12 protein-coding genes and 1 riboswitch are annotated in these 13,657 nt (G+C 65.7%); of the genes, 6 read left to right on the forward strand and 6 right to left on the reverse strand.

The window, feature by feature from the left end; translation table 11 throughout:
- The first annotated feature begins 42 nt into the window (after positions 1 to 42).
- Positions 43 to 951, forward strand: a complete 909-nt coding sequence (locus QZ471_RS20660; protein ID WP_295467352.1) for a TIGR01777 family oxidoreductase — start codon at positions 43 to 45, stop codon at positions 949 to 951.
- A complete protein-coding gene (gene hemH / locus QZ471_RS20665) occupies positions 948 to 2,003 on the forward strand; it encodes a ferrochelatase (RefSeq protein WP_295467355.1) in 1,056 nt (351 codons plus the stop codon). The genes QZ471_RS20660 and hemH overlap by 4 nt, the downstream gene beginning before the upstream one ends.
- 20 nt (positions 2,004 to 2,023) lie before the next feature.
- Here the strand turns inward: hemH and QZ471_RS20670 are convergent, their stop codons facing one another.
- A complete protein-coding gene (locus QZ471_RS20670; RefSeq protein WP_295468293.1) occupies positions 2,024 to 3,295 on the reverse strand; it encodes a uracil-xanthine permease family protein in 1,272 nt (423 codons plus the stop codon).
- Positions 3,292 to 3,930 carry a uracil phosphoribosyltransferase gene (upp, locus tag QZ471_RS20675; RefSeq protein ID WP_295467357.1) on the reverse strand — a complete coding sequence of 213 codons (639 nt, stop codon included), beginning with the start codon at positions 3,928 to 3,930 and terminating at the stop codon, positions 3,292 to 3,294. Before upp ends, QZ471_RS20670 begins: the two co-directional genes overlap by 4 nt.
- Positions 3,931 to 4,194: 264 nt before the next feature.
- On the opposite strand from upp, the gene QZ471_RS20680 reads away from it, so the two are divergent.
- The 3 genes from QZ471_RS20680 (at position 4,195) to QZ471_RS20690 (ending at position 5,613) form a co-directional block, all read left to right on the forward strand.
- A complete protein-coding gene (locus QZ471_RS20680; RefSeq protein WP_295467359.1) occupies positions 4,195 to 4,749 on the forward strand; it encodes a hypoxanthine-guanine phosphoribosyltransferase in 555 nt (184 codons plus the stop codon).
- Positions 4,746 to 5,216: a WbuC family cupin fold metalloprotein gene (locus QZ471_RS20685; RefSeq protein WP_295467361.1), complete on the forward strand. Its 471-nt coding sequence runs from the start codon at positions 4,746 to 4,748 to the stop codon at positions 5,214 to 5,216. The genes QZ471_RS20680 and QZ471_RS20685 overlap by 4 nt, the downstream gene beginning before the upstream one ends.
- Positions 5,217 to 5,325: 109 nt before the next feature.
- Positions 5,326 to 5,613, forward strand: coding sequence for a PA4642 family protein (locus QZ471_RS20690; protein ID WP_059230789.1), 288 nt, complete (start codon positions 5,326 to 5,328; stop codon positions 5,611 to 5,613).
- 210 nt (positions 5,614 to 5,823) lie between these two features.
- On the opposite strand, the gene QZ471_RS20695 is transcribed toward QZ471_RS20690, so the two are convergent.
- The 3 genes from QZ471_RS20695 to ahcY all read right to left on the reverse strand — a co-directional run bounded on the left by QZ471_RS20695 (position 5,824) and on the right by ahcY (position 10,184).
- Positions 5,824 to 7,710, reverse strand: a complete 1,887-nt coding sequence (locus QZ471_RS20695) for a DEAD/DEAH box helicase (protein WP_295467364.1) — start codon at positions 7,708 to 7,710, stop codon at positions 5,824 to 5,826.
- Between the two features lie 183 nt (positions 7,711 to 7,893).
- Positions 7,894 to 8,778: a methylenetetrahydrofolate reductase [NAD(P)H] gene (gene metF / locus QZ471_RS20700; protein ID WP_295467366.1), complete on the reverse strand. Its 885-nt coding sequence runs from the start codon at positions 8,776 to 8,778 to the stop codon at positions 7,894 to 7,896.
- Positions 8,778 to 10,184, reverse strand: a complete 1,407-nt coding sequence (gene ahcY / locus QZ471_RS20705; RefSeq protein ID WP_295467368.1) for an adenosylhomocysteinase — start codon at positions 10,182 to 10,184, stop codon at positions 8,778 to 8,780. The genes metF and ahcY overlap by 1 nt, the downstream gene beginning before the upstream one ends.
- A 22-nt stretch (positions 10,185 to 10,206) precedes the next feature.
- Positions 10,207 to 10,349, reverse strand: a riboswitch (S-adenosyl-L-homocysteine riboswitch).
- 151 nt (positions 10,350 to 10,500) lie between these two features.
- On the opposite strand from ahcY, the gene QZ471_RS20710 reads away from it, so the two are divergent.
- Positions 10,501 to 10,896 (forward strand): hotdog domain-containing protein, encoded by a 396-nt coding sequence (locus QZ471_RS20710; protein WP_295467371.1) that lies wholly within the window; start codon positions 10,501 to 10,503, stop codon positions 10,894 to 10,896.
- On the opposite strand, the gene QZ471_RS20715 is transcribed toward QZ471_RS20710, so the two are convergent.
- Entirely contained in the window at positions 10,880 to 13,654 is a 2,775-nt protein-coding gene (locus QZ471_RS20715; protein WP_295467373.1) for a hybrid sensor histidine kinase/response regulator, read from the reverse strand. The genes QZ471_RS20710 and QZ471_RS20715 overlap by 17 nt on opposite strands.
- Positions 13,655 to 13,657 lie beyond the last annotated feature (3 nt).

Below are 13,657 nucleotides of genomic sequence, written 5' to 3' on the forward strand. Positions count from 1 at the left end.
ATGCCAATTGGCGAGAGGGCTTCACGAGAAGGAAGTGACGACATGCATATCCTGCTGACGGGTGGTACCGGACTGATCGGCCGCGCCCTGTGCCGCCAATGGACGGCGGCCGGGCACCAGCTCAGCGTGCTCAGCCGTGATCCGCAACGCGTCGCCCGGGAGTGCGGGCCGGGCGTGCGCGGCATCGCCCGGCTGGAAGAGCTGGGTGAAGAATCCCTGGACGCCGTGGTCAATCTGGCCGGCGCGCCCATCGCCGACAAGCCCTGGACCCGTAGTCGCAAGGCCGAGCTCTGGGAAAGCCGGATCGGCACCACCGAACGGCTGGTCGACTGGCTGCGCGGGCGCAGTCAGCGGCCCGCGGTACTGCTCTCGGGCTCGGCGACCGGCTTCTATGGCGACAGCGGCGAGAAGCCGGTGAGCGAGACCGACAGCCTGGCCGGCCCCGACTTCGCCGGCGAGCTGTGCCTGGCCTGGGAGCAGGTGGCCAACGAGGCTGAGAAACTGGGCATCCGGGTGGTCAATCTGCGTACCGGCCTGGTGTTGGCCGCCGACGATGGCTTTCTGCTGCGCCTGTTGCCTCCCTTCCGCTTCGGTCTGGGCGCCCGCCTGGGCAACGGACGCCAGTGGATGCCCTGGATTCATTTGCAGGATCAAATCGGGGCTATCGATTTTCTTCTCAACCGCAGCGACGCCCAGGGTCCCTATAATCTCTGTGCCCCCCAGCCGGTGCGCAACCGCGACTTCACCGCAGCCCTGGGCCGGGCCTTGCGGCGCCCGGCGCGATTGCTGATTCCCGCCTTCGCCCTGCGCCTGATGGGAGAGCTGTCCATCCTGCTGCTGGGTGGCCAGCGCGCCCGCCCCGAGCGCCTGCTCGCGGCCGGGTACGTCTTTCGCTATCCCGAGCTGGACGCGGCCCTGGCCGACCTGCTCGCTGCCAAGGATTCACGATGACTGCCAACGCTCTGCTGCTCGCCAACCTGGGTTCGCCCGATTCGCCCCACGTTCCCGACGTGAAGCGCTACCTGAACCAGTTCCTGATGGATCCCCATGTGGTCGACCTGCCCTGGCCGCTGCGACGCCTGCTGGTCTCGCTGGTGCTGATCAAGCGCCCCGCGGCCTCGGCCGAGGCCTATGAGTCGATCTGGTGGGACGATGGCTCGCCCCTGATCGTGCTCAGTCGCCGTCTGCAGGAGGCGGTGCGTCCACATTGGCCGCATGGGCCGGTCGAACTGTGCATGAGATACGGCGAGCCCTCCGTGGAGTCGGTGCTCAAGCGCCTGGCCAGCCAGGGCATCCGCGAGGTGACCTATGCGCCGCTCTATCCGCAATTCGCCGACAGCACCACCACCACTGCCATCGTCGAAGCGCGGCGGGTGATCGAGGCTCATAACCTGCCGCTGACGCTGAAGATCCTGCCGCCTTTCTACGATCGTCCGGAATACCAGGCGGCGCTGGCGGCCAGCGTCGAACCCTATCTGCAGGAGCCCTACGATCACCTGCTGCTGTCCTTCCACGGCTTGCCCGAACGGCATATCCGCAAGCTGGTCAAGGATCGCAGTCACGACCTGCGCGCCCCCGACAGCAGCAAGGTCAGCGCCAAGGCCTTGGCCGTCTGCTATCGCAGCCAGTGCCAGCGCACCGCCGAGCTGCTGGCCAAGCGCCTAGGCATCCCCGATGGCAAGTGGTCGGTGTCCTTCCAGTCACGACTGGGCAAGGACAAGTGGATCGAGCCCTACACCGAGGCGCGGCTGGACGAGCTGGCCAAGGCGGGGGTCAAGCGCCTGCTGGTGATGTGCCCGGCGTTCGTCGCCGACTGCATCGAGACGCTGGAGGAGATCGGCGACCGCGGGCGCGAGCAGTTTATCGAAGCCGGCGGCCAGGAGCTGGTGCTGATTCCCTGCGTGAACGATCACCCGGCCTGGGTAGCGGCGTTGGTGGAGCTGTGCGAAGAGGTGGCGGAGCTGCCGCCGCAGCCCATCGAACAGCCCAAGCTGCCGGCGTAAGCGGCGGCTTGGGTGGGCCGTCAGAGCAGCGGGCGCTCTGGCGGTTCGGCATCCTTCTTCCAGGCGTTGTGACCCGGCAGGACCAGGTTGAGGCCGATGGCGATCAGGCCGCAGAGGGAGATGCCCTTGAGGCCGATCTCGCCGTTGCCGAAGACGATGCCGCCGATGCCGAATACCAGGGTCACCGAGACGATCACCAGGTTGCGCGCCTCGGACAGGTCTACCTGGTGGCGGATCAGGATGTTCAGGCCCACCACCGCGATGGAGCCGAACAGCAGGCAGAGGATGCCGCCCATGACCGGCACCGGGATGGTCTGCAGCGCCGCGCCGAACTTGCCGACGAAGGCCAGCACCATGGCGAAGCCCGCCGCCCACAGCATGACCCTTGGGTTGTGGTTCTTGGTCAGCATCACCGCGCCGGTCACCTCGGCGTAGGTGGTGTTGGGCGGGCCGCCGAACAGGCCGGCGGAGGAGGTGGCCAGGCCATCGCCCAGCAGGGTGCGGTGCAGGCCGGGCTGCTTGAGGTAGTTCTTGCCGGTCACCCCGCCCACCGCGATCACCCCGCCGACGTGCTCGATGGCCGGCGCCAGGGCTACCGGGACCATGAACAGGATGGCACCCCAATGGAATTCCGGCGCGACGAAGGCCGGGATCGCCAGCCAGGGCGCAGCGCCTATGCCTTCGGTATGGACGATGCCGAAGACGAAGGCCAGGGCATAGCCGACGAAGACCCCGGCGAGGATGGGGACCAGGCGGAACATACCCTTGCCGTAGATGGCCACCAGCAGGGTGGTGACCAGCGCCGGCATGGAGATCAGCATCGCCGTGGCATAGGGCACTAGTTGGGCGCTGCCATCACCGGCCTTGCCCATGGCCATGTTGGCCGCCACGGGTGACAGTCCCAAGCCAATGGAAATGATCACCGGAGCGATCACCACCGGCGGCAGCAGCCGGTCGATGAATCCCACGCCGCGCAGCTTCACCGCCAAGCCGAGGAAGGTGTAGACGAAACCGGCCGCCACCACCCCGCCGAGTACCGCCGGCAGGCCGAACTCAGCCTTGGCAGCGATGATCGGGGCGATGAAGGCGAAGCTCGAGGCCAGGAACACCGGCACCTGGCGGCCGGTGACCAGATGGAACAGCAGGGTGCCGAAGCCGGCGGTGAAGAGGGCGACATTGGGGTCCATGCCGGTGATCAGCGGCATCAGGACCAGGGCGCCGAAGGCCACGAAGAGCATCTGGGCACCGACTACGATTTCCCGCCACAGCGGTTCCCGCGTCGTCACGCTCAGGCGTCCTTCTGCTTGGTGCCGAAGATCTTGTCACCGGCGTCGCCCAGGCCCGGCAGGATGTAGCCGTGCTCGTTGAGGCGCTCGTCGATGGAGGCGGTGTAGAGGCGCACGTCCGGATGGGCGGCTTCGACCGCGGCAATGCCCTCGGGCGCGGCCACCAGCACCAGAGCGCGGATTTCCTTGGCGCCGGCCTTCTTCAGCAGGTCGATGGTGGCGATCATGGAGCCGCCGGTGGCCAGCATGGGATCGATGATCATGGCCAGGCGCTGGTCCAATTCACCCACCAGCTTTTCCAGGTAGGTGTGGGCCTGCAGGGTGGATTCGTTGCGGGCCAGGCCCACCACGCTGACCCGGGCGCTGGGGATCAGGCTGAGCACGCCGTCGAGCATGCCGATGCCGGCGCGCAGGATGGGCACTACGGTCACCTTCTTGCCGGAGATCTTCTCCACCTGCACGGTGCCGCACCAGCCTTCGATGTCCACCGTTTCCACAGGCAGATCCTGGGTCGCCTCGTAGGTGAGCAGGGCGCCGACCTCCTGGGCCAACTCGCGGAAATTCTTGGTGCTGATGTCGGCGCGGCGCATCAGGCCCAGCTTGTGGCGGATGAGCGGGTGGCGGATTTCGTGGACGGGCATGGGATTCTCCAGAGACGGTGGGGCAGCGGATCGCCGCGAGCGAGGCGGGTGTCGGTACGACCGGCGGCCCGAAGGCTTGCCGCAGGGTAGGGCAAGCCATAAAAAAACCGCGGTACATTAAAGCATCCGACTCGAGCTGGGCAGTACCCTGCGACAATACTAGCCGCCTGCCGGCGCTTGAGATCGGCCGGCGGTGTCTGTACCTTTGCCGCCTTTTATCCGCGCCAACCACCCGGCAGGCGCCCCGTCCCCCGGAGAAGCCCCATGTCCGCCGATCTCGCCCACATCCGCCAGGTCATGCAGGAGGCCGATTGCCTCTATGACGAAGCCCAGGTCGAAGCGGCCATCGACCGGATCGCCGCGGCCATCACCGCCGATCTCGCCGAGCGTAATCCGGTGGTCTTCTGCGTGATGAATGGCGGCCTGATCTTCACCGGCAAGCTGGCCACCCGGCTGAATTTCCCGCTGGAGATGTCCTATCTGCACGCCACCCGTTATCGCAACGAGACCACCGGCGGCGAGCTGTTCTGGAAGGCCAAGCCCGAGGTGTCCTTCATCGATCGCGATGTGCTGATCGTCGACGACATCTTCGACGAGGGCCATACCCTCAAGGCCATCATCGACTTCTGCCGCCACGCCGGCGCCCGCGAAGTCCATACCGCGGTGCTGATCGACAAGACCCACGACCGCAAGGTCAAGGGCCTGGAAGCCACCTACGTCGGCCTGCCCTGCATCGATCGCTACATCTTCGGCTACGGCATGGACTACAAGGGCTACTGGCGCAACGCCCCCGGCATCTACGCCGTGAAGGGACTGTGACCGCCCGCCTGTTCGATCAGGCACTGTTCGCCGACCTGCTCCGGCAGGCGGCGGCCAGTCCGCGCCGGCGCGCCCATCACAATCTGCATTCCATGGACGAGCCCTGCCACCGGCTGGTGGTGGGCCTGTGCGAAGACAGCTACGTGCCACCCCATCGCCACCTGGACCCGCGCAAGGCCGAGAGCCTGCTGGTGCTGCAGGGGCGGCTGGGGCTGCTGACCTTCGCCGAAGACGGGCAGGTATTGCTGCGTCGCGAGCTGTCCCAGGCCGCCGGTTGCCTGGGTGTCGATCTGGCACCCGGGCATTTCCATGCCCTGGTCGCCCTGGGCGGCGATTGCCTGTTCTTCGAATGCAAGGCCGGCCCCTTCGTCCCCCTCGGCGAGGGAGAGCGACCCGCCTGGGCGCCGTTGGAAGGGGCAGCGGATGCCGACCGCTATCGCGCCTGGATGCGTGCTCAGTTCGATTGAACTTTTGGTCGGCCTCGCGGTATTGCCATGGCTTTGTCACTGGCGGGGCGGCGGATGGCGGGGGTAGAATCGACCCTCCCTCAAATCCCCCAGCACAGGTAGCCAAAGGATGCGCAAGGATAAAAAGCAGGTCATCGGTGAAGAGATCAGTGACGAGCAGATCAAGCTGTTCCTCGACGTCGAACCGGCGGACGATACCCCAGCGTCTCTGCACAAGCTGGTCAAGGCCTATCGCGGGTTGCGTCCTGACGACTTCGAGCGCTTCGTCGGCTTCTTCGTCGAAGCGGGCTACGATCTCGATGCACGCAATGCCGAGGGTGAAGACTTCATCGCGCTGATCCGCAGCCATCGCCAGGCCGAGCCCTATATCGACGCCCTGCGCGCCGCCCACGCCTGATTCGGTTGATAAGTGCCTGCGCTCGGTCATGCTGCGTTAAAAACCGGCTCGGAATGCTCATTTACCCTTTGTAAACTCCGCTTCCTCGCCGATTTTTGCCTTGCCTGACCTTCGCTCGGCTACTTCTCAAACAAGCCTAAAAAAGAAACCCCGCCATGGCGGGGTTTCTTTTTGCCTGGAAAACGAGCCGCCTGAGCGGCCCGTGATCCATCAGGCTTCGCGGTTGCGGGTCAGCAGCGCGGGTTTCTCGCTACGCGGCCGGCTTGGCAGCTCTTCCAGTTGCTCCAGCGTCGGCAGGCGGTCGGCACGGGACGGCTTGTGCACGATCTTCGGCTGCGGCTTGCTCGGCGCTCGCTCTTCGGCAGCGTAGGAACGCGCCTCGTTGGGGCTGGCCTCGTAAGGCCGGGCCGCGCGGGGCTGGCCGCCGTTCTGGCCGCGACGCTTGCCGGGCTGCTGCTGTTGCTGGCCACGCTGACCACGGGCAGCGCCCTGGCCCTGACCCTGACGGGGCTGGCCATTGCCGGTAGCGGCGGCGGGACGGGCACCATTGCCGCCGTTGCCACTGCGCGGGCCTTTGCGGCCCTTGCCCTGGTAGGGGCTCACGTAGTCGACGCTGTTGCCGAAGTTGTCGTAATCGTCGTCCAGGAATTCTTCCGGATCACGATTGCGCGGCTGTTGGGCAACGGCCTGGCCGGGCTGGGCAGCCTTGTCCTGACCGGCGTCATCACGATCACGGCGGTTGCGACGATTGCGCGTACGGCCCTTGCGCTCGCCCTGGGGCTGCTGCGCACCGGACTGCTCACTATTGCTGGCTTTGCCCTGGCCCTGGCCTTGATTCTGCCCCTGGCCTTCGCTGCGCGCCGGCTTGTCGGCCTTCTTCTGGCGATTCTGCTGCGGCTTGCCACGCGGCTCGCGCGGCGCCCGCACTTCCGGTTGCTCCGGCGGGACGCTGGCGGGGTCGAAGCCCTGCATGTCGCCGTCGGGGATGCTCTGCTTGGTCAGGCGCTCGATGGCCTTGAGCAGCTTCTCTTCGTCCGGCGCCACCAACGAGATGGCCTCGCCGCTACGACCGGCCCGGCCGGTACGGCCGATGCGGTGCACATAGTCTTCCTCGACATTGGGCAGCTCGAAGTTGACCACGTGGGGTAACTGATCGATGTCCAGGCCGCGGGCGGCGATGTCGGTGGCCACCAGTACGCGGATGTCGTTGCTCTTGAAGTCGGCCAGGGCCTTGGTGCGCGCGTTCTGGCTCTTGTTGCCATGGATCGGCGCGGCCGGCAGGCCATGCTTGTTCAGGTACTCGGCCAGGCGGTTGGCGCCATGCTTGGTGCGGGTGAACACCAGCACCTGCTCCCAGGCACCCAGGGTGATCAGGTGGGCGAGCAGGGCGCGCTTCTGGTTGGCCGGGATGCGGAACAGGCGCTGTTCGATGCGCTCCACCGTGGTGTTCGGCGGGGTGACCTCGATGCGCTCCGGGTCCTGCAGCAGCTTGCCGGCAAGGTCGGTGATGTCCTTGGAGAAGGTCGCCGAGAACAGCAGGTTCTGGCGCTGCGCCGGCAGGCGGGCCAGGACCTTCTTCACGTCATGGATGAAGCCCATGTCGAGCATGCGGTCGGCTTCGTCCAGCACCAGGATCTCGACGGCGGACAGATCGACGCTCTGCTGACCGGCGAGGTCCAGCAGGCGGCCGGGGCAGGCGACCAGCACGTCGACACCCTTGGCCAGGGCAGTGACCTGCGGCTTGAGGCCGACGCCGCCGAAGACGCAGGCACTGCGCATGGGCAGGTCATGGGCATAGACCTTGAAGCTGTCGTGCACCTGGGCCGCCAGCTCGCGGGTCGGGGTCAGCACCAGGACGCGCGGTTGCTTGGCGACATAGTGGTGACCATCGGGATGACCGTTGGGGAACAGTCGCTCCAGGACCGGCAGGGCGAAACCGCCGGTCTTGCCGGTGCCGGTCTGGGCCGCCACCATCAGATCGCGACCCTGCAGGACGGCCGGAATGGCGCGTTGCTGGACGGGAGTGGGGTTCAGGTAGCCGGCGTCTTCCACGGCGCGGGCAAGGGCCTCGGAGAGACCGAGGGAAATGAAGGACATGCGGGGTTCCTGTCTCTGTCGGCGTCCCGCCGACGTGGGGGCGCGGTTGCGCTCCTGGTTGACGTCCGAAAGGTTCGAACGTCTCGCCCGCACTCGTCATCCTGCGCTGGATGAAGAGCCGGGCGATGACCGGAAGCGGTAATCACGATTGGGCGAAGCCGCCGCCAAAACGCGTGGCCGGCTTCAGAAACCGAGGTTTCGCCAGATGGCGATGCAAGGTTCCGCTTGGTTCAAGGTGTAGAAGTGCACGCCGGGTGCCCCACCTTCGAGCAGACGCTCGCACAGGGCGGTCATGACTTCTTCGCCGAAGGCTTGGATGCTCTGGGTATCATCACCGTAAGCTTCCAATTGCTTCCGCAGCCAGCGCGGCAGTTCAGCGCCACAGGCATCGGAGAAGCGTGCCAACTTGCTGTAGTTGGTGATCGGCATGATGCCAGGGATCACAGGAGCTTCGACTCCCAGTTTGCGGACACGTTCCACAAAATGGAAGTAGCAATCGGCATTGAAGAAGTACTGGGTGACCGCGCGGTCGGCACCCGCCTGCATCTTGTACACGAAATTGCGCACGTCGTCCGTAAAGCTGCGCGCCTGCGGATGGGTTTCCGGATAGGCGGCGACCTCGATATGGAAGTGGTCGCCGGTTTCCTCGCGGATAAAGGCGACCAGGTCGCTGGCGTGACGCAACTCGCCGCCACCGGACAGGCCCATGCCGGAGGGCAGGTCACCGCGCAGGGCGACGATGCGGTTGATGCCGGCTTCCTGGTACTGCTGCAGCAGTTCGCGCAGCTTGGCCTTGCTGTCGCCGACGCAGGACAGATGCGGCGCGGTCGGCACGCCGACCTCGTCGTTGAGCTGGCGCACGGTGCGGTAGGTGCCATCGCGGGTCGAGCCGCCGGCGCCGTAGGTGCAGGAGAAGAACTCCGGCCCGTGGCCGGCTAACTGCCGCGCGGTGGCGATCAGCTTCTCGTGGCCCGCTTCGGTCTTGCAGGGAAAGAATTCGAAACTCAGACTGGGTTTCACGTCGTCTCTCTCGTGAGAAGCCCCGCCCGCGCGGGCGGGGCGCGCCATCAGTAGCGGTAGCTGTCCGGCTTGAAGGGGCCGTCCTGGGTCACGCCGATGTACTTGGCCTGAGCCTCGGTCAGGCGGGTGACGACGCCACCGAAGCCTTTCACCATTTCCAGGGCCACTTCTTCGTCGAGCTTCTTGGGCAGGACCATGACGGTGACGTTGGCGGTTTTCTCGGCGACCGGCAGGTCGGCGAACTTCTCCTGGTACAGGTGGATCTGGGCCAGTACCTGGTTGGCGAAGGAGCCATCCATGATGCGGCTGGGGTGGCCGGTAGCGTTGCCCAGGTTCACCAGCCGGCCCTCGGCCAGCAGGATCAGGTAGTCGTCGTTGGTCGGGTCGACGGTCAAGCCGGTGCGGTGGATCTTGTGCACCTGCGGCTTCACCTCTTCCCAGCCCCAGTGCTGGCGCATGAAGGCGGTGTCGATCTCGTTGTCGAAGTGACCGATGTTGCAGACCACGGCGCGCTTCTTCAGCGCCTTGAGCATGTGGGCGTCACAGACGTTGACGTTGCCGGTGGTGGTGACGATCAGATCGATCTTGCCCAGCAGGGCGCGATCCACGGAGCCTTCACTGCCGTCGTTCAGGCCGTCGACATAGGGCGAGACCAGCTCGTAACCATCCATGCAGGCCTGCATGGCGCAGATCGGATCGACTTCCGAGACCTTGACGATCATGCCTTCCTGACGCAGCGAGGCGGCCGAGCCCTTGCCCACGTCGCCGTAGCCAATCACCAGCGCCTGCTTGCCAGACAGCAGGTGGTCGGTGGCGCGCTTGATGGCGTCGTTGAGGCTGTGGCGGCAGCCATACTTGTTGTCGTTCTTGCTCTTGGTGACCGAGTCGTTGACGTTGATCGCCGGGACCTTGAGGGTGCCGTCCTTGAGCATGTCCAGCAGGCGGTGCACGCCGGTGGTGGTCTCTTCGGTGATGCCGTGGACGCGTTCCAGCACCTGCGGGTACTTGTCGTGCAGGATCTGGGTCAGGTCACCACCGTCGTCCAGCACCATGTTGGCGTCCCAGGGCTGGCCGTCCTTGAGGATGGTCTGCTCGATGCACCACTCGTATTCGGCTTCGGTCTCGCCCTTCCAGGCGAACACCGGGATGCCGGCGGCGGCGATGGCGGCCGCGGCCTGGTCTTGGGTGGAGAAGATGTTGCAGCTGGACCAGCGCACTTCGGCGCCCAGGGCCACCAGGGTCTCGATGAGCACGGCGGTCTGGATGGTCATGTGGATGCAGCCGAGGATCTTGGCACCGGCCAGGGGTTGCTCGCCGGCGTACTTGCGGCGCAGGCCCATCAGAGCGGGCATTTCCGATTCGGCGATGATGACTTCGCGACGACCCCAGTCGGCCAGGGAAATGTCGGCGACCTTGAAATCGTTGAAAGCGGCAGGCGTGAGGACAGCGCTCATTGAAGAGTCTCCATTCGTTAGGTGCGAATGGGCGCCGTTGATGCGTTCTGATAACGCTCCACTCGAGCCTGACAACGTCTGGCGTCATGCCCGCCGAGATTCCCGCAGCGGCGGCGGGTCGGCTAGGATGGGATAACGCAGCGTGCTGCAGCGCCCCTCGAGCGGAAGGCGGGGCGGCCTGGTGGCCGCGATGCGCGGGCAGTATAACGAGGATCGCACCAAACCCAAAGGGTGGCGCTCTGCCTCATGTCCACCGGAATCTACCGCGCGCGCCCTGATCTGATGCCCCAACCCCCTGGACATTCAAGGAACCCTGATGAACTTCCATACCCGCAAATGGGTGAAACCCGAGGACCTCAACGCCAATGGCACCCTGTTCGGCGGCAGCCTGCTGAAATGGATCGATGAGGAGGCGGCGATCTACGCCATCGTCCAGCTGGAAAATCCCAAGGTGGTGACCAAGTACATCTCGGAGATCAACTTCATCAGCGCCTCGCGCCAGGGCGACATCATCGAACTGGGCATCACCGCCACCGAGTTCGGCCGGACCTCCATTACTCTGAGATGCGAGGTGCGCAACAAGATCACCCGCAAGAGCATCCTCACCATCGACAAGATCGTCTTCGTCAACCTCGACGAGGACGGCAATCCGGTGCCGCACGGCAAGACCGAGATCACCTACGTCAAGGACAGATTCAAGGATGCGCCTTGAGACCGGGCTTGCTCACGTCCAGGCGCCGGCGCTCGGCCCAGTAGAGCAGCAGCTCGCGTAGCTGGGATAGTTCGATCGGCTTGCCCATGTGGCCGTCCATGCCGGCCTCCTGGGCGCGATCCTTGTGCTCGGCGAGGATGTGGGCGGTCAGTGCCACCACCGGGGTACGCGACCTGTGGTTCTGTTGCTCCCAGGCGCGCAACCGGCGCGTGGCACCGAAGCCGTCGAGCAGGGGCATCTCGCAGTCCATCAGGATCAGGTCATAGGTGTTCTGCTGGAGCTTCTCGAAGGCCTCCAGGCCGTTGCTCACGGTGTCGGGCTCCACGCCGAGCTTCTTGAGCATGCCGCGGATCACCTTGACCGAGATGCTGTTGTCCTCGGCCACCAGCACCCGGAAGTCGGCCGGAACGCCGCTCGGCTGCTCCTGGGGTTCCGGTTCGCTGGCGCGCTGGCCGCGGCGGGACAGTTCGTCGGCGAGGGTGGCTCTGAGGGTATAGCCAGCCACCGGCTTGGCCATGATGCGCTTGATGCCGGCATTGCGGGCGATGACCTTGCTGGGCGCGTTGCTCAGCCCGGTGAGCATGATCAGCAGCAGGTCGTGGTTAAGGTTCTCGTCTTCGTTGATACGCGCCGCCAGTTGCATGCCGGTCATGCCGGGCATCTGCTGGTCGAGCAGGACGACGTCGAAGTATTCGCGCAGGTGCGATTGGGTGCGCAGCAGCGCCAGGGCCTCGCGGCCGGAGGCGGCGGTGACCACCTGCATGCCCCAGGCACTGCATTGCTGCTGCAAGACCTTGCGGCACAGCTCGTTGTCGTCGACCACCAGGACGCGAACGTCCTGCAGCGGGTAGTCGCTGTCGCCGCGGGACAGCACCAGGGCCTGGGCCGGGATGGGCAGGCTGATCCAGAAACTGGAGCCGCCCTCGGCATTGTTCTGGATGCCGAATTCACCCTGCATCAGCAGCACCAGCTGGCGGGCGATGATCAGGCCGAAGTCGAGGCTGTCGGTGTCGCCGGTGAGGAAGTCACGGCTGTCGAGATGGCTGGACAGCAGCTGGCGGCTGAGGGTGGCATCCAGCGGCGTGCCGCTGTCCTGCACGGAGATGCGCAGCCGCGGGGCGTGGCCGGCGGCCTCTTCCAGGGAGATCACCAGCAGGATCTCGCCCTCTTCGGTCCGCTGGAAGGCGTTTTCCAGCAGGTTGAGCAGAATCTGACGCAGACGGGTCGGGTCGCCGATGAAGCGGCGCGGTACCTGGGGCTGGATGAAACTGAGCAGTTCGACCCGGTGTTCCTCGGCGCGGGGGCGGAAGATGTCCAGGCAGTCGTCGAGCAGGGCATTGAGATCGAAGGTCACCTCTTCCAGTTCGATCTGGCCGCTTTCCAGGCGGGTGATGTCGATGATCTCGTTGATCAGATTGAGCAATTCGGCGCCGGCGCTGTGGATGGTCTGCACGTAGTCGCGCTGCTTGGCCGACAGCGCCGTGCCCTGCAGCAGTTCGGTCATGCCCAGCACGCCGTTCATGGGGGTGCGGATCTCATGGCTGATGCGCGAGAGGAATTCGGCCTTGCCCTTGAGCTCGGCGTGGTTGGCGGCGCGATCGCGGGTGCGGGTGAATTGCTCCTCGCGCAGGTAGCGGCGGCGTTCTTCCAAGGCCAGGGTGAGCAGGATGCCGCCGAGCATGCAACTGCTCATCAGCGCCCGCCCCAGCCACAACGGTGCATTGGCGTAGCCGCTGAGGATCGGCAGGGCGATCAGGCCGGACAATCCCAGCAGGGCACAACAGACCACCAGCAGCCGCGCATAGCGAGCGCCCTGGTGCCAGCGCTCGCTGGCGATCGCCAGGCAGGCGAACAGCACCAGGCCGTTGACCAGCATCAGCCAGTCGCCGACGTAGAGGTCGCCGGCGAGTACCCGTCCCGCGGCCGCCAGGGCCACCAGGGCCAGCAGGGCCCGGATCACCCGGCGGGTCCAGAGCGGCAGCCGGCGCCAGCCGAAGAAGGCGGCGACCAGGTGCAGTCCGGCTGCGCTGCAGGCGAGGACCGACAGATCGGTCAGCAACGGCGCCTGATTCTTGAAACTGCCGAGCAGGAACTTGCTCAGGCCGAAGAGATTGAGCGCCACGCACACCAACATCACCAGCAGGACGGTCAGGGCACTGGTGGCGCGGCTGCGGTGGTAGAGCAGCTGGATGCCATTGTACAGGGCGAGCATGGCCAGGCAGCCGAGCAACACGCCGAACATCACCAGGCGATGGGTGATCTCGGCCTCGGCGCTGTTGCTGAGGGTCAGCGCGATGCGCATCGGCTGGGGCGATTCGAATCTCAGGAACAGGTCCAGCGGCTCGGTGCTGGGCGGGATGGTGAAGACGAAGTCGCGGCTGATCTGCTGGGGATTGAGCAGCGGTCGGGCCAGGCCATCGCGAATCTCGCTGAGCAACTGGTCTTCGCTGTAGGCGTAGAAATCCAGGTAGCCGACGTTGGGCGAGATGATGCGCAGCAACCGCTGCTGGGTGTCGGGCGAGACCCGGGTGTGCAGCCAGAGGGCGCCTGGGCCGGCCGGTCTGTGGGTCTTGTTGGCGATCAGCGGCTTGAAGGCGGAGAGACGGTCGCGCACGTCATCCAGGCGGAATTCGCCGGTGGCGTCTTCGTACTGCGCCCAGCCCGCATCTGGCGGGTTCTCGGCTTGCACGGAGTTGGCCACCGCCAGCAACAGTAGCCAGCTGACCACAAAGCCTAGGGCGATCCAGAGCCGGTGCACGAG

This window comes from uncultured Pseudomonas sp. (genome assembly GCF_913774235.1).
GTDB lineage: Bacteria > Pseudomonadota > Gammaproteobacteria > Pseudomonadales > Pseudomonadaceae > Chryseomonas.